The following is a 16254-nucleotide window of genomic DNA, read 5'->3' on the forward strand; positions in this document are numbered from 1 at the left end:
ATGGACCAGGACAAGCTCAAGCTCGGTATCCCGGATGACGAAGCGGCGCTCGCGCCGATACAGAAATACCGTGCGCCCGAGGGGCGCTCGGTCTGGCCCGGCCGCGCGGCGGTGGGGCTGGTAGCTCTTGCCTGGGCGGCGCTCGCGCGCAAGCTCTTCGGCACGGATGCGGCGCAGGCGGAAGGTGTTCAGGACGGCCCGGCCCACCCCCCGGCAGATCCCGACGCCCCCGCCGGCCCGCAGACGCCGAACGCGCATCACATCCCCGAAATGGGGCCGAGCGCGGCACTGGCGCAAGAGGAGGAGCAGCCCGATCCCTTGCCCGAGAACGTGATCCTGTTCCCGGGCGCAAATCCGGCCCCTTTTGCGCTCTCTCCGCAACGCTGGCACGCGAAGCACAAGGCGACGGTGGATGCGCAGGACGATACGCTTTTCTTCCCCGAGTCGATCGAGGTAAAGGAGTTCGATTTTCCAAAAGTTCCGGTCTTCTCCTCGACCCGTGCCGCGGCGCGCAAGGCGCGCGAGAGCGGGGACCGCGCGCCTGATGAGCCCCGTCAGCCGGGTCCGGCGCCCGAGGTCCCGCGCAACCGCGCGCCCGAGACGAATGGCCCGGTGCGCCTCTCGCCCGGCCGGCGTGACGAGAGCTTCTTTATCGTGGCTGCTATTCTGCTAAGCGGGGCGAGCGATCCCGACGGCGACCCGCTCTCGATCCTGTCGATGCAGGCCCAAGGGGGAGAGGTGATCGCCCATGGCGAGGGCGAATGGCTCATCAAACCCGATCAGGGGTTCGAGGGCGAGTTGGTCATCACATACGATCTCAGCGATGGCGAGCTGGCAATCGGTCAGACCGCGACAGCACTGATCCTACCGCCCGACTATCACGACGTGATCGGCACCGCTGAAGACGATTTGCTGACCGGCACGCCCGACCGCGACGCGATCCGAGGCGAGGGGGGCGACGATATCCTCTATGGCCGCGAAGGCGAGGACATGCTCGACGGCGGCGATGGCTGCGACGTGCTGATCGGCGGCGCGGGCGCGGATGTCATCTATGGCGGCGCGGGCAATGACACGGTCTTCGCAGGTGCGGGCGACGATATCGTCTTCGGCGAGGCGGGCGCGGATGCGCTGCATGGCGAGGACGGCAACGACTATCTCGACGGCGGCTTGGGCGCGGACAGCCTCGATGGCGGCGCGGGCAACGATACGCTGATGGGCGGTGAAGGCTGCGATCAGCTCGACGGGGGCGCAGGCGAAGACCTCGTCTCCGGCGGCGCGGGCGACGACCGCATCGTGGTCGCGGAAATTTCGGAAAGCGCGGGCGACAGCTACAATGGCGGCGGAGACGCCGACACACTCGACCTCAGCCGCATCGCGGAGTCGGTCACCGTCGACCTGTCTGCCGGGACGATGACGAGCGCTGCGGGCGAGGCGACGCTCGTCAGCATCGAGAACGTTACCTCCGGCGCGGGCGCCGATCAGCTGGTCGCAAGCGATGCCTGCAACCTCTTCTCTGGTGGCGCGGGAGAGGACGTCTTCGTCTTCACCTCGCTCGCATCTATCCAGAACGCGGGCCAAGGCCATGACCGGATCACCGATTTCGAACCCGGCGACCGGATCGACCTCTCGCAGATCGACCCGATGGGCGAAGGCTATGGCGAAATGCGCCTGTTCTTTGCAGGAGCGACCGGCGAGGTCCCCGAGGCACGCGGCGGCGTTTTCGTGGCCTACGAGATCGAAGACGGAGACGACGCGCATGAATTCACTATCGTAAAGGCCAAGCTGAGCGCGCAGCACGAGGATGGCAGCATCGAGGATTACGATTTCGAGATCGAACTCGACGGCCATCTCACGCTCGAAGAAACCAATTTCCTGTTTGATTGCGACGTGCCCGCCTGACGGGCTGCGCGAATTTTTGGTGGGGGGAACCGAAAATGACCAAGACTGAAAACGATCCGGCCCTGTTCTCGATCCGCGCGCGCATTCTGTTCGCGACGGCGTTTCTGGGCGCGCTGATCCTCGTCTTCGGGGGCTGGGCGGCGCAGGCGAAACTCTCCGGCGCGGTGATCGCGCAGGGGCAGGTTGCGGTGAAATCGCAACTGAAGGTGGTCCAGCACCCGGATGGCGGCGTGATCCGCGATATCCGCGTGGAGAACGGCGATCTCGTGCAGGCGGGCGACGTGGTGGTGCTGCTGGACGATACGCAGCTGCGCTCGGAATTGGGGATCGTCGAGACCCAGATCCGCGAATTCACCGGTCGGCGCGCGCGGCTGATCGCGGTGCGCGACAGCGCAGCCGAGATCGTGTTCCCGGACGGGTTCGAGACCGCCGAGGAGACGGCTGCGATTGCCGATGGCGAACGCCAGCTTCTGGCCCATGACCGTGCGATGCAGGATTTGCGTCGCGACCAGCTTCTGTCCCAAGTCGACCAGTTCGACGAGGAGATCCGTGCCCTCGAAGCGCAGCGCCAGTCGAACGATATCGAACGCCGTCTGCGCGGCGAAGATCATGACCGGCTGCAGAAGCTTCTGAAGAAAGGGCTGACCGAGAAAGGCGCGATCACCGAGGTCGAGCGCGACATGGCGCGGCTCGACGGGGTCTCGGGCGAGATAGAGGCCAATATTGCGCGGGTGAAGGGCCAGATCAGCGAGTCGAACCTGCGTATCCTCGAGTTGGACCATCAGGCCCGCACCGCCGCGCAGAAGGAACTTCGCGACATCGACGCCCAACTGGCCGAACTGCATGAGCGCGCCGTGGCCGCGCGCGATCGGCTCTCGCGCACCGAGATCCGCGCGCCGATCGCAGGCGTGGTGAACGAGCTGGGCGTGCATACGGTGAACGGTGTGATCGCACCCGGCGAGCGGGTGATGGCGATCGTGCCCGATGGCGAGCTGATCGTGGAGGCGCGGCTGCGCACCACCGATATCGATCAGGTCATGCCGGGCCAATCGGTGCGGCTGCGCTTCACCGCCTTCAACCAGCGCACGACGCCGGAGGTGGCGGGAGAGGTGCGCGTGGTCGCGGCTTCGGCCACGAAGGACGAAAGCGGCGGGAGCTATTACCTCTGCGCCGTCGCGCTGACCGAGGCACCGGTGCTCCCCGACGGGCGGGGCCTGCGCCCGGGGATGCCGGTTGAAGTGTTCTTCCAGACGGGCGAGCGCACCGCGATCTCCTATCTGCTCAAGCCGGTCGCCGACCAGGTGCAGCGTACGATGCGCGAGGACTGAGGGGCAGACGGGGCGGGCGAGTGTCCGCCCCGAGTTTCAAACCGGATCAATTGCCCGGCTTCGCCGCACCTTTCGGCACCAGATGGGTGATCCCCGCCGCTGCCGCACGCGCCAGCGCCGGATCGAGCGACATCGGGATATATTCGCCCGAGCGCCACAGTTCCGACAGGTCGTCGTAGTGGCGGCTCAGCGGATGGCCCGATTGCCCGGTCGAGATGATGAAGACCGAACTGTCGGGATCCGCGAAATCGAGCACTTCGCGATAGCCCGCCGCATGAACATTGGCGAAGCGATCAGAGCCGTCGCCGCCCTTGGTGCGCCCGCGCATCAGGGTGAAATCGCCGCCCGAGGTCGACTGCCGGATATTCACGAACCATTTCAGCCCCGGCACCTTGCCCAGCACCTGATTGTCCTGCTCGGCGATATGCGCATCGCCCCAGCGCCAGCTCTCGATATTCGGCCCGTATTTCTTCGACAGATCCAAGAGCGCCGCATCGAGCGACTGCCGCGCGATATCGCTGCAGGTCTCTTTCGGGGCGGACTGGATGATGTCGCACCAATGGCTCGCGCCTTGGGTGTCGCGGAAGACACGCTCGATGAACAGGGGCTCCAGATGGTCGAATTTCTTCGCCAGCGGGCCCAATTCGTCGCGGATCAGCCGGTTTTGCAATTCGCGCATCCAGGCGGCGTAGATCAGCGGCTCGGGCAGATGCTCGGACATCTCGCCATCCCAGCTCGCCAGCATCTCGAGCGCGCGCTGACGCATCCGCTCGGGCGTGCCGGCGGGCGCGGGATCGCCGGTATACCACAGGTTCGCGCCCACCAGCGGCAGCAGACCGCGCGCGGCAGGCGACACCGTGTCGAGCTGCGCCGAGATGAAGCTGTCGCGCGAATGCACCTCGCGCTCGCCCATCAGTTTCGACAGGCGCTGAATGCGCTGCGTGTCGCCCCAGTGGAACGAGACGTTATAGGGGAAGGGCCGGTCCACCGTCTTGTTATTGGTGTTCACGACGATGCCGCTTTTCGGCTCGACGAATTGCGGATTGTCCTTGAAGGGCAGGAACCCTTTCCAGCGGTTCTCGGGCTTCCAGCCCGCGTTCGGCATCCGGCCCTGGGTGTCATTCGCCCGGTCGCGCAGCGGGATTTTCCCGGCCGTGACCAGCGCCACCCCGTCCTTGTCGGCCAGCGTGATGTTCTGCGCGGGTGCGACGATCTTCTTCGCCGCATCCATTGCCTGCGGTATCGAATGCGCCCGCATCAGGTCCATCGCGCCGGTCATCGTCGTGTCCTGCGGATCGAATGCGGTCCAGCTGAGCGACATCACCGAATGCGGCGGCGTGACCGTCGCCAGATCGAAATGGCTGCCGGGCAGCACCGGGCCGTTATCGGTCCAGCGCAGGGTCAGCGTGACCGGCTTGGCGTCCTTCACCTCGACGATCACGCGCTTGGTCTTGAAACGCTTCCAGCCGTCGGGCGTGCGGTATTTCGTCGGATCGTCGGGGTCGATCTCTTCGATATGCAGGTCCTGATCGTCGACATAGGCCGTGGTCAGCCCCCAGCCCAGATCCTTGTTGCGCCCCGACAGCACCAGCGGCATCCCCGGGATCGTGCCGCCGATCACGCCGCCCGATTGCAGCTGCAGCCGCGCGAGATACCAGATCGAGGGCGCCGTGAGACCCAGATGCGGATCGTTGGCCAGAAGCGCGCCACCCGCAGCCGAGCGGTCCGGCCCTGCGGCCCATGCGTTAGACGCCCCGGCTGAGCCGCGTGCGGGGAAGGGAGAAAACGCCCCCGGCGCTCCGTTCTCCGCCGTCTGAATGCCCTTTTGCATGGTCGGGAACAGGCTCGCGTAATCGGGCAGGGCAGCGGTGGCCTGTTGCGGATCGTCGGGCATGATATCGCGCACGAGGTCCTTGCCGACGAGCGACACACGGGCGCGCAGCACCTCGTCTTGCAGCTGGTTCGACAGCTGCACCGCCATCAGCTTCATGATCGCGAGCGAATCCGCCGGCGTCCAGTAGGAGATCTTGCTGTCGAAGAGGAAAAATTCTGGCGCGCCGCGCCCCATCGCGCCCTCGTTGACGATCTCGATCCACTGGTTGACGCCACGCGCATAGGCCTCAAGCGCGGCCTTGGTGTAATCGTCCTGCGAGGACACCGAGTCGACCGCCGCCTGATACAGGCCCATCCGGCGCATCAGCTCGTCGGTTTTCAGCGTCTCCTGCCCGAACACTTCCGACAGCCGCCCCTGCACCGTGCGGCGCATCAGCGTCATCTGCCACAGCCGGTCCTGTGCATGGGCGAGCCCCAGCGCGAAAAAGGCATCCGGGTCGTCCTTGCCGAAGATATGCGGCACGTCCTCGGTGGAGCGCACGATCTCGACCGGGGCGGTGAGCCCGGTGACTTTATAGGTCGCGTCGTAATCGGGAAGCGAGCGCGAGGCGAAGAAATAGATCAGCCCCCCGACGAGCACCACACCCACGATCGCGGCCATGATCAGCCGAACGCCCCATCGAAATGCCTTATACATCGAGCCCTCTGCGCGCCTCACCCGAAATCCCGCCTCCCGGCGCATGAGTTGACGCGCCCGGTTGGCGCGTTAGTAGTTGAGCCCGACGCTACAATCAACGCGCTCGCGCTACACAGGGCGCGGTTTCGTATTCACGCAAGGGAGAGGTCGATGGCGAAAGTTGCATTTCTGGGGCTTGGGGTGATGGGCTATCCGATGGCGGGGCATCTCGCATCGGCGGGCCATGAGGTCACGGTCTATAACCGCACGGTCGCCAAGGCCGAGAAATGGGTCTCAGAGCATGGCGGCACGGCCGAAGCGACGCCGCGCGAAGCCGCGAAAGGCGCGGATTTCGTGATGTCCTGTGTCGGCAATGACGACGATCTGCGCGAGGTCTGCCTCGGCAAGGATGGCGCGTTCAAGGGCATGAAAACCGGCGCGGTCTTCGTCGATCACACGACGGTTTCAGCTGCCGTGACCCGCGAATTGGCGGGCGAGGCGGCGGGCCATGGCGTGGCCTTCATCGACGCGCCGATCTCGGGCGGGCAGGCCGGGGCCGAAAACGGTCAGCTGTCGGTCATGTGCGGCGGCGACGCGGCGGCTTATGACAAGGCCGAGCCGGTGATCGACGCCTATGCCAAGATCTGCCGCCGACTGGGCGAAAGCGGCGCCGGGCAGGTGACCAAGATGTGCAACCAGATCGCGATTGCGGGTCTGGTGCAGGGCCTCGCCGAGAGCCTGAACTTCGCCGAGAAGGCCGACCTCGATATCGCCGCCGTGGTCGAGGTGATCTCGCAAGGGGCCGCCGGCTCGTGGCAGATGGCGAACCGCTACGAGACCATGGCGAAGGACGAATTCGAGTTCGGCTTCGCGGTGGACTGGATGCGCAAGGATCTGGGGATCTGCCTGAAGACCGGCGACGAGATCGGGGCCTCGCTGCCCGTGACCGCGCTGGTCGATCAGTTCTACAAGGACGTGCAGGCGATGGGCGGTAACCGCTGGGATACCTCCTCGCTGATCGCGCGTCTGCGCAAACTGGGCTGAGCGGGCAGGGCGGCGGGGCACGGTCTGCCGCCCGCCCTTGCCGCTTCGGCGCTTGGCACCTAAACCTGCGCCATGCGCATCCTCGAGAACATCATCAGCGACCGCGGCTCGAAATACGCGGTCTCGGGCGGACCTTGCGCCTCGGAAGAGGAGGCCAAGGCCTTCGTCAAGGAACTCTGCCGGAAGAAGAAATACGCCAAGGCCACGCATAACACCTGGGCGCTTCTGACGGCGGAGGCCCCGGTAAAGAACGACGATGGTGAGGCGGGCGCGGGCATGGTGATCCTGCGGATGCTCGAGCGCGAAGAGCTCTACGACCACATCATCGTCGTCACCCGCTGGTTCGGCGGCAAGCATCTGGGCGGCGACCGCTTCCGCCATGTGCAGGAAGCGGTTCGCATTTATCTCGAAGACCTTCGGGCGGGCTGAAGCGCGCCGCTACCGCAGCGCCAGAACCGGGATATCCGACGCGGTCGTACCGGAGATTTGGCCCACCGGCTTGGCCGCGCCGTTCTGGGTCAATGCCTTCGTAAGATCGGATGCCAGCGGCCCCGCCGTCGATCCGTCGCTCGGCACCAGCCCGTCATCGCGGGTGATCGCCCCCATCCAGAGCCGCGCACCGGATGCGTCGGTATAGCGCGTCTGCCACAGCCGAAGCCGCGGCATCTTGTCGGTCGCGTCGCCATCCGGCACGCGGGTGAAGCCAAGCCCGCTCGGCTCGTTCTTCCAAAACAGCGGCGCGAGCGCGGCGCCGGGGCGCATCGTATCGCGCACAGCCCCGAAGGCCGCGCCCGCGAGCGTCTTGAGGGTCACCGCATCGGCGCGTTGCCAGCCGATCGCGCTCAGCGCCGTCGTGATCTGATCGGGGTTCGTCGCCCAGAGCCCGATCGAGAGCGGGAACTGTTGATCCGCATCGAGTGTCTGCGCCATCAGCGGCGCGTCACGCAGCGCCTGCGGCTCGGCCCCTTCCGAGATCACGATTAGAGGCTGCGCCACGGGGGGCGGGTTCAGCGCCTTGGAATAATCGCGCACGCGAACCATCGTGAAGCCCAGCAGAGCCAGCGTCACGACGCCGATCACGCCCATCTGCCAGCGCGACCGGGCGCGCGGCGCTCCGGCCCATCGCGGATACAACCACTCGGCCACCGCGATACCCACCAGCAAGCACATCGCGCCGAGAAGCCAGCCGCCCATCACATCGCTCAGGTAATGTTCGACGAGATAGAGGCGGCTCAACCCGATCAGACCGGCGACCAAGGCCGCCAGAAAGCTCGCGCTCAGCGCCCCGAGCCGCGTCAGCCGCCAGAGGAGGAAGACGAGCATCCCGTAAAAGGCGACCGAGAGGGTCGCGTGGCCGGAGGGGAAACTGCCCGAGGTCTCATGGAAATAGCCAAGGATCGAGCGCGGCCGCCCGAAGCTTGCCTTGAGAATGATCACCGAGATCAGGTCCAGCCCGAGCGAGACCACGAGCCCCGCAGCCAGATCGAACCGACGCAGCCACGCGAGCCAGACAAGCGCCAGCACGAGCAGCGCCGCCACGAGCTGCGTATCGCCGAGCGCGGTGATCCAGGTGAAGATCTGGATGAGGCCCGGAGTCCAGAACAGCCGCATCAGCGCCGCCAGCCGCGCGTCGATCTGCACGATCGGGTCGCTTTGCAGGAAGTCGAGCGACAGCCCGACCAGCACCGAGGCGAGGTAGAGGAAGGCGAGTGCCAGAAGGCTCAGCGGCAGGCCGGAGAACTTGCTTCGGTCGAGCCTGCGCGCGATCCATGCTGCCGTCTTCGGATGGCGCCCGCCCCAGCTGTCGACGCGGGGGTGGCGGGCGATCTCGTCCATCAGCCCGCCTGCCATCGCGAGGAGATAGGGCACCGCCCGGTCGAGCCGCCTCAGGATCCAGAAAATCAGCGCGGCGATCACGACGAGCCCCAGCAGGAACAAGGTGTTGCGCGTCATCATCGGGCCGAGCTTGGTGAACCCCGCACCAAGCGCATAGCCGAAGCCGACATGGAAAATCGCGTAAGGAAAGCCGCTCAGCAGGTTCCAGATGCGGAAGCGGCGCGTCTCCATCCCGGCGAGGGCGGCAGCAAAGGGCACGAAGCCCGCCACGGGGCCGAGAAACCGCCCCATGACGATCGCGAAGCCGCCATGGCGCGCAAATAGCTTTTCCGCGCGGCGATAGGCGGCCATGCCTTCGACATTCCAGCGCCCGAGCATGCCGCGCCGCGCGTGGCGACCAAGCCAGAACGTGGCCTCTCCGCCGAGGACCGAGCCGATCGCCACGAACCACATTAGGTCGAGAGGGTCGAGCATCCCCTGCTGCACCATCACCCCGCCGGCATCGACAAGCAGGGTGCCGGGCAGGAAAATCCCGGTCGGCAGGAAGGCCTCCAGCCCCGCCGCCGCCCCGATCACCCAATAGCCGAAGATCCCCAAAGCGGCGAGATTCGGGAGCACTTGGTGGATGGCGTCTAGCATTTCAGTCCTTCGTCAGTAGGTTGCGCGCACCGCCCGAGATCAGCAGCGTGATTTCGGTGAGCGCGAGATAGGGGGAGGTGCCGGGCGGGAGCGCGACATAATGGGGCCGCCATTCGGGCCGGAATTTCTGTTTGAACCGGCGTAACCCTTCGAAGTTATAAAAACTTCCGCCGTGACGATAGATCAGATTGCCAAGGCGGCTGGTCAACCGCGCGGAGGCACGGTCGGGCAGGCCTGCCAGCGGCGCGAGGCCAAGGCTGAGCTCGGTTGCACCGCGGTCGCGCAACGCCTCGATCAGGCAGATGAACAGGAATTGCATGACGCCGTCGGCCGCCTCTGGGCGGTACCGCATCAGATCTATCGCGAAACGCCGTGCATCCGGCCCGCCCAAAAGGTTCGCGAAACCGAGAATTTCGCCGTCGCGCCGGATCAGCGCAATCTCGCAATGGTTGAGGTAGCGCGGATCGAAACGGCCGATGGAGAAGCCTTTCTCGCGGCCTTTCTGGCCTGCCAGCCACGCATCGGACACGTCACGCAGCGTCGCGATCAGCTCGGGCGCGTGCGGCGGGGAAGCGATCTCAAGCGTGAATCCTTCGCGCAGGGCGCGGTTCTGCTCGGCCCGCATCGTCTTGAATTTCGATCCCGTGAGCGAGAATTTCTGAAGGTCGACCACGGCCTCTTCGCCGATCTTGTGCAGCGCGTAGCCCATCTCGATCCAGAGCGGCAGGTTCTTCGTCGAGACCTCGTAGAAAACGGGGGTGAGCCCTTCGCTCACCGCGCGTTCGTGAAACTCCCACGCCAATTGCCGCGCGGTCTCGGGCGGGCCGACGGGATCGCCGAGCACGACCCGCATCCCGCCGCGTTGCGCATACATCAGGAAGGCCGAGCGGTCGGGCGAGAACATCACGCATTTGTCGCCCGTCAGCGCGAACCAGCCCTGCGGCACGTCTTGGGCGGTGAGGATTTCAGCGACCGCGATGTCCTGTTCCGGATCGACGGAAAAGGTGAAGCGGCGCATCGGGCGCAGTGTCAGCCAAAGAAGAAACCCGAGCAGTAGCGCGCTGATCAGAAGTCCGGCCCTGAGCGCCCGTGGTGTGGGTGAACTCGCGGTAAAATCGAGCCAGAGCGCGTTGGAATAGGGATGCGCCGCATAGGCGAGGAAGAAAAACACCGCCGCCGAGGCCACCATTCCAAGGATGACCGCGAACCACAGGGGGCCGTAGCCGCCCTCGGTCAGCGCGACCCGACGGTGAAAGGCCCCGCGAAACGGCAGCAGCACGACCGCGGCGAGCGACAGGACAACCGCGTTGTCGATGTCGAGATCGGCCGCCAAAACCGAGATCACGCCAAGCACCAGCCCCGCAAGTACCAGCCAATAGGCAAGTCTCACCCGGCGCACCAAGCCATGCGACAGCACGATCAACAGCACACCCGCGAGGGCACAAAGCTGCGTGCCGCCTTCTGCGAGAACCGCCGTGATCAGCCCCGGTTCTCCGCCCTGTCGGCCAAGCACCGGCATCAGCGCGACGATCACCATCCAGAAGCCGAGGCCCAGCACCGCGACCCCGGCGATCCGGGGGGCGAGCCCCTCGATACCGGTGATCACCGGGCGCATCGGCTCTGATATTTCGCCGAAGACGCGCGTGGCCCAACCGCCGGCAAGCCGAGCCTCGTTCAGCGAGACCACGACGAAGGCGATGACGAAGGGCAGCAGGAAATAGATCATCCGGAAGGCCAGAAGGCCCGCTGCCGCCTCGCCCAAGGGCACGCCCGCGGGCAGGGCGGCGATCACCACCGTCTCGAACACGCCGACGCCGCCGGGCACGTGGCTCAGGATGCCGACCATGCTGGCTGCGGCGTAGATCGCGACAAAGCTCGCAAACGGCGGGGTGCCTGCGGGCATCAGGATCCAGAGCGCGCCAGCCGCCATGGTCGAATCGAACAGCGCCACGGCGAGTTGCCCCACGAGGATGCGCGGCGCGGGCATCGCGATCTCGCGGTTCCGGATACGCAGGGCGCGCCCGGTATAAGAAAGGTAGAACGCCCCGCCCAGAATAAGAGCCGTCGCGACCAAGGCCCCGATACGGATCAGGGGCTCCGGCGCGGAGATGACGCCTGCAAGCGCTGCCGGATGCACGCAGAGCGCCAGAGCGCCCACCATCGTCAGCCCGAGCCCCATGGCGAGCGCGATATAGGACGACAGCGCCGCGACCTCGAAGGCGTTCAGACCAGCGGCTGAATAGATGCGGTAGCGCACGGCCCCGCCCGAGATCACGCTGATCCCGACCGTGTTGCCGAAGGCGTAGCCCAGAAACCCGCCAAGCGCGACAGTGCGCAGCGGCAGCTGTTTTCCAAGGTAATGCAGCGCCCAGAAATCGTAGCCGACCAGCGCCAGATAACCCAAAGCGGTCGCGCCGACGGCCGCGCCGAGCGTGGGCCACGGCGTCGCCTTGATCTGCGCGATGACCTGATGGACGTCGATGCTCGCGAGAAGATGATGCAGCGCCCACAGCCCCATCAGGAACAGCACGAGCCCGAGCGCAATCGGCCAGAGAATCTTCACACGCGATTGGGGCGGGGCAGGTTGCGCCGGATCAGCGAGAGCCATGTTATATTTCCACGTTTTTTCCTATCTCTGGCGGGACAATCGCAGAAGGAATTTATGGCCTTCTTAAAATTCCGTAAGAAATCGTCCCGAACGCACCTTATTGGCCGAGACCGCGCGACTTACTAGAGAAAGAAAACAGAAACACACGCGGCGCCGAGAGCAAACGCTCCCGACGCCGTCATGGGTCCGTGAGGCGGCGGCAGGTTTAAATCCAGACCCGGCCGCCGCGTCATGGGCTCTTAGAGCTTCACCCAAGCCGCGCCATTCGGGCCGAGCGACAGCGTGCCGCCCTCCAGCGTTGCGGCAAGGCAGGGCCCGACGAGCTCCCCGTCAGCTTCGAGCGTCACCGGATCGGGGCCGAGATTGAAGTAACAGGCGAATTTCATCGCGCCATCGTCGCGAATGAAGCCAAGCACCGGATCGGGCAGGTCGAGGAAGGTCGACGTGCCCTCGCGCAGCACCGGGTTTTCCTTCCGGAAAGCCAGAACGTTGCGGTAATAGGCGAGCACCGAGCCCTCATCGGCCTCTTCCAGTGCCACGGCGCGGGCCGCTTGCGGCGGCTTTACCGGCAGCCACGGCTTGGCCTTGGAGAAGCCCGCATTCGTGCTCTCGTCCCAGACCATCGGCGTGCGGCAACCGTCGCGGCCCTTGTTCTCGGGCCAGAAGCGCAGGCCGGGCGGGTCGGTCAGCTCGTGATATTCCATCTCGGTCTCGGTCTGGCCGAGCTCCTCGCCCTGATAGATGCCGATCGTGCCCTGGAAGGACGCGAGCATCGCAATCGCCAGCCGCGCGATGCTGTCCTCGGTGCCGTATTTCGCCCAGCGGGTCACATGGCGCTGCACATCGTGGTTCGAGAAGGACCAGCTCGGCCAGCCGTCGGGCGCGCCCTTGAAGAAGCCCTCGATCTTGCCGCGGAAATGCGCGGGCGTGAATTTCGGGCCCAGCATGTCGAAGCTGTAGGCCATGTGCAGACGGTCATCGCCGCGGGTGTATTCTTCCATGATGCCGAGCGCGCGATGGGGCGCTTCGCCGACTTCACCGATCAGCGTGCGCGCCTCGTAGTCGTCCATCACCGCGCGCATCTTCTTGAGGAAGGGGACGTTTTCGGGACGGTTCTTGTCGAACTCGTGATCCTGCATGTCGTAGGTCGAGACCGGCGGCCAGCGTTCGGGATCGGGGTCCATCGCCGGATTGTCGCGCAGTTTCGGGTCGTGGAAGTAGTAGTTCACCGTATCGAGGCGGAAGCCATCGACACCGCGATCCAGCCAGAAGCGGAACACGTCGAGCAATTCGTCCTGAACCTCGGGATTGTGCAGGTTCAGGTCAGGCTGCTCGATCAGGAAGTTGTGCAGGTAATACTGGCCGCGCTCGGGGGCGTATTCCCAGGACGATCCGCCGAACACCGCCTGCCAGTTGTTGGGCGGGCTGCCATCGGGCTTGGGATCGGCCCAGACATACCAATCCTTCTTGGCTCCGCCTTTCTTGGCGTCCTTGAACCACGGATGCTGATCGGAGCTGTGCGAGATCACCTGATCGATCACGACTTTCAGACCCAGCTCATGGGCGCGCGCCACCAGCGCGTCGAAATCCTCCAGCGTGCCGAATTGCGGATCGATGCCGCGATAATCGGAGACGTCATAGCCCATATCCGCCATCGGTGAGGTGAAGATCGGCGACAGCCAGATCGCATCGACGCCCAGCGAGGCGACATGATCGAGCCTGCGCGTGATCCCCTTAAGATCGCCGATCCCGTCGCCCGAGTCGTCTTGAAAGCTGCGCGGATAAATCTGGTAGATAACCGCCCCGCGCCACCAATCCTTCGCCATGAATCGCTCCTCTTTCAGTTTCCTGTTGCCCGTTATCGCGGCAAGGGTAGACTTGTTAGCGCAAACGGCAACCACTGCTCAGGCCGTTTCTGCGCCTTCGCTTGACCTTGAGCAGGGGGCGGCACATCAATCAATTGCTATCTGACGCGTTCCGGAGACCTCCCCCTTGAAAGACACCCAATTGCCCAGTGCCGAGACAGTTCGCGAAGAAATTCTGCACCACATCACTTTTTCGATGGGCAAGGATCCCGACCACGCCTCGGTTTATGATTGGCGCATGGCGCTGTCTCTGGCGATCCGCGACCGGGTCGTGGCGCCGTGGTTCGCAGCGACCCGGCGGACATGGGAAGAGGGACGCAAGCGGGTCTACTACCTCTCGATGGAATTCCTGATCGGGCGGATGCTCGAGGATGCCGCGATCAACCTCGGGTTGCGCGCCACCTGCCGCGAGGCGATGGAAGCGCTTGGTCAGGACTGGGAAGCCGTGGTCGAGAACGAGCCCGACGCGGCGCTCGGCAATGGTGGGCTAGGGCGGTTGGCCGCCTGCTACATGGAGAGCATGGCGACGCTGGGCTGCCCCGGATATGGCTACGGCATCCGCTATGAACACGGCCTCTTCAAGCAGCGCTTCGAGGGCGGGCGTCAGGTCGAGACGCCGGAGGATTGGCTCAAGCAGCGCCACCCGTGGGAATTCGAACGGCCCGAGGCGGCCTATGAGATCGGCTTCAAGGGCCATGTCGAAACGCTGGACGGCAAGCCGCATTGGGTGCCAGGCGAGACGGTGCTGGCCGAAGCCTATGACATGCCGATCATCGGCTGGGAGGGCAAATGGGCGAACACGCTGCGTCTGTGGTCGGCCAAGCCCACCGAGCAGTTCGACCTCGCACGCTTCAATCACGGCGATTACGCCGCCGCAGCCGAACCCGAGGCGCTGGCGCGCACGCTATCCCGCGTGCTCTATCCCGATGACACGACCTATGCGGGCAAGGAATTGCGCCTCAAACAGGAGTATTTCCTGACCTCCGCCGCGCTGCAGGACATCATGCGCCGCCATCTGGCCGCCGGGCACACGATCGAGGAGCTGCCGGAGTTCGTCGCGATCCAGATGAACGACACGCATCCGGCGATCGCGGGGCCGGAGCTGATCCGCATCCTCACCGATCTGCATGACATGGAGTTCGACGCCGCGCTCGACATCACGATGCAATGTCTGGGCTACACGAACCACACACTGCTGCCCGAGGCGCTCGAACGCTGGGCGACCTATCTGATGGGCACCGTGCTGCCGCGCCATATGCAGATCATCGAGAAGATCGACAGCTGGCACCGGCGCAAATTCCCCAAACGCGCGCATTACGTGGGGATCGTGAAGCATCAGGAAGTGCGGATGGGCGAACTGGCCTTCATCACCTCGCATAAGGTGAACGGGGTCTCGGCGCTCCATACCGAGCTGATCAAGCGCAACCTATTTCCCGAGTTGGACCGACTGCATCCCGGGCGCATCATCAACCAGACCAACGGAATCACGCCGCGCCGCTGGCTGCGCATGGCCAATGGCGAACTGTCGCATCTGATCATCGACACGATCGGCGATGGCTGGGAGGCCGATCTCGACAAGCTGCGTGGGCTGGAGGCTTACGCCGAGGATGCGAGCTTCCGCGACGCTTTCATGGCCGCGAAACGGCGCAACAAGGTGCATCTGGCGGATTGGGTGCGCGACACCCAAGGGATCACCCTCGACCCCGATGCGATCTTCGACATTCAGGTGAAACGGATCCACGAATACAAGCGCCAGCTTCTGAACATCCTGCAAACCATCGCCGAATGGCATGCGATCCGCGAGAACCCGCAGGCCGAGTTCCAGCCGCGCGTGAAGGTCTTCGGCGGCAAGGCGGCGCCGGGCTATCACACGGCGAAACAGATCATCCGGCTGATCAATGACGTGGCCGAGGTGGTCAATAACGACCCTTACGTCGATGGGCGCCTCAAGATCGTCTATCCGCCCAATTACAACGTCTCCATGGCCGAGCGGCTGATCCCGGCCGCAGATCTGTCAGAGCAGATTTCCACCGCGGGCAAGGAAGCCTCCGGCACCGGCAATATGAAGTTCGCGCTGAACGGCGCGCTGACCATCGGCACGCTCGATGGCGCGAATGTGGAAATTCGTGAACAGGTGGGGGCGGAGAACTTCTTCCTCTTCGGCATGACCGCCGACGAGGTGATGGAGCGCCGGCGCGATCCCGAACATGCGCGCCACGCCATCCTTGCAAGCCAGCCTTTGCAGGATGTGCTGCAGATGATCGCAGAGGGACGGTTTTCTCCTGAGGAACCAGAACGCTATCACGATCTTGTTCATAATATGTGGCATAGCGATTATTTCCTCGTCGCTTCCGATTTCGAGGCCTACGCGGCGGCCCAGAAAGATGTGGACACGGCCTTCGCCGATCGCGCAGGCTGGGCGAAGATGGCTGTTTTGAACACCGCGCGGATGGGGTTCTTCTCCTCCGACCGGGCGATCAAGGGCTACATGGACGAGATCTGGACCACGCAATCGGCCCTGTGAAC

9 protein-coding genes are annotated in these 16254 nt (G+C 64.9%); 5 read left to right on the forward strand and 4 right to left on the reverse strand.

Features of this window, described 5'->3' with window-relative positions; all coding sequences use genetic code 11:
- Complete coding sequence (locus tag F8R15_RS08220; RefSeq protein ID WP_152844265.1) at nt 1-1899, forward strand: calcium-binding protein; 1899 nt, start codon at nt 1-3, stop codon at nt 1897-1899.
- A gap of 35 nt (nt 1900-1934) precedes the next feature.
- Complete coding sequence (locus F8R15_RS08225; protein ID WP_152844266.1) at nt 1935-3227, forward strand: HlyD family type I secretion periplasmic adaptor subunit; 1293 nt, start codon at nt 1935-1937, stop codon at nt 3225-3227.
- A gap of 46 nt (nt 3228-3273) precedes the next feature.
- Here F8R15_RS08225 and F8R15_RS08230 read toward each other — a convergent pair whose 3' ends face one another.
- Nucleotides 3274-5757, reverse strand: coding sequence for a penicillin acylase family protein (locus F8R15_RS08230; protein WP_152844267.1), 2484 nt, complete (start codon nt 5755-5757; stop codon nt 3274-3276).
- Nucleotides 5758-5805: 48 nt separating this feature from the next.
- On the opposite strand from F8R15_RS08230, the gene F8R15_RS08235 reads away from it, so the two are divergent.
- Both F8R15_RS08235 and F8R15_RS08240 read left to right on the forward strand, forming a co-directional pair.
- The gene (locus F8R15_RS08235; protein WP_256365674.1) at nt 5806-6780 is read left to right on the forward strand and encodes an NAD(P)-dependent oxidoreductase; all 975 of its coding nucleotides are present in this window, start codon (nt 5806-5808) and stop codon (nt 6778-6780) included.
- Nucleotides 6781-6852: 72 nt separating this feature from the next.
- Nucleotides 6853-7209 carry a YigZ family protein gene (locus F8R15_RS08240; RefSeq protein ID WP_078550384.1) on the forward strand — a complete coding sequence of 119 codons (357 nt, stop codon included), beginning with the start codon at nt 6853-6855 and terminating at the stop codon, nt 7207-7209.
- 9 nt (nt 7210-7218) lie between these two features.
- Here F8R15_RS08240 and F8R15_RS08245 read toward each other — a convergent pair whose 3' ends face one another.
- The 3 genes from F8R15_RS08245 to F8R15_RS08255 all read right to left on the reverse strand — a co-directional run bounded on the left by F8R15_RS08245 (nt 7219) and on the right by F8R15_RS08255 (nt 13689).
- A complete protein-coding gene (locus F8R15_RS08245) occupies nt 7219-9255 on the reverse strand; it encodes a bifunctional DedA family/phosphatase PAP2 family protein (RefSeq protein ID WP_152844269.1) in 2037 nt (678 codons plus the stop codon).
- Between the two features lies 1 nt (nt 9256).
- Nucleotides 9257-11863, reverse strand: coding sequence for a bifunctional lysylphosphatidylglycerol flippase/synthetase MprF (gene mprF, locus F8R15_RS08250; protein WP_152844270.1), 2607 nt, complete (start codon nt 11861-11863; stop codon nt 9257-9259).
- A 239-nt stretch (nt 11864-12102) separates the two neighbouring features.
- Nucleotides 12103-13689, reverse strand: a complete 1587-nt coding sequence (locus F8R15_RS08255) for an alpha-amylase family glycosyl hydrolase (RefSeq protein ID WP_152844271.1) — start codon at nt 13687-13689, stop codon at nt 12103-12105.
- Between the two features lie 166 nt (nt 13690-13855).
- Between F8R15_RS08255 and F8R15_RS08260 the strand changes: the two genes are divergently transcribed.
- The gene (locus F8R15_RS08260; RefSeq protein ID WP_216644116.1) at nt 13856-16252 is read left to right on the forward strand and encodes a glycogen/starch/alpha-glucan phosphorylase; all 2397 of its coding nucleotides are present in this window, start codon (nt 13856-13858) and stop codon (nt 16250-16252) included.
- The last annotated feature ends 2 nt before the right edge of the window (nt 16253-16254 follow it).

This window comes from Thioclava sp. JE_KL1, assembly GCF_009296265.1.
In the GTDB taxonomy this organism is placed as follows: domain Bacteria; phylum Pseudomonadota; class Alphaproteobacteria; order Rhodobacterales; family Rhodobacteraceae; genus Thioclava.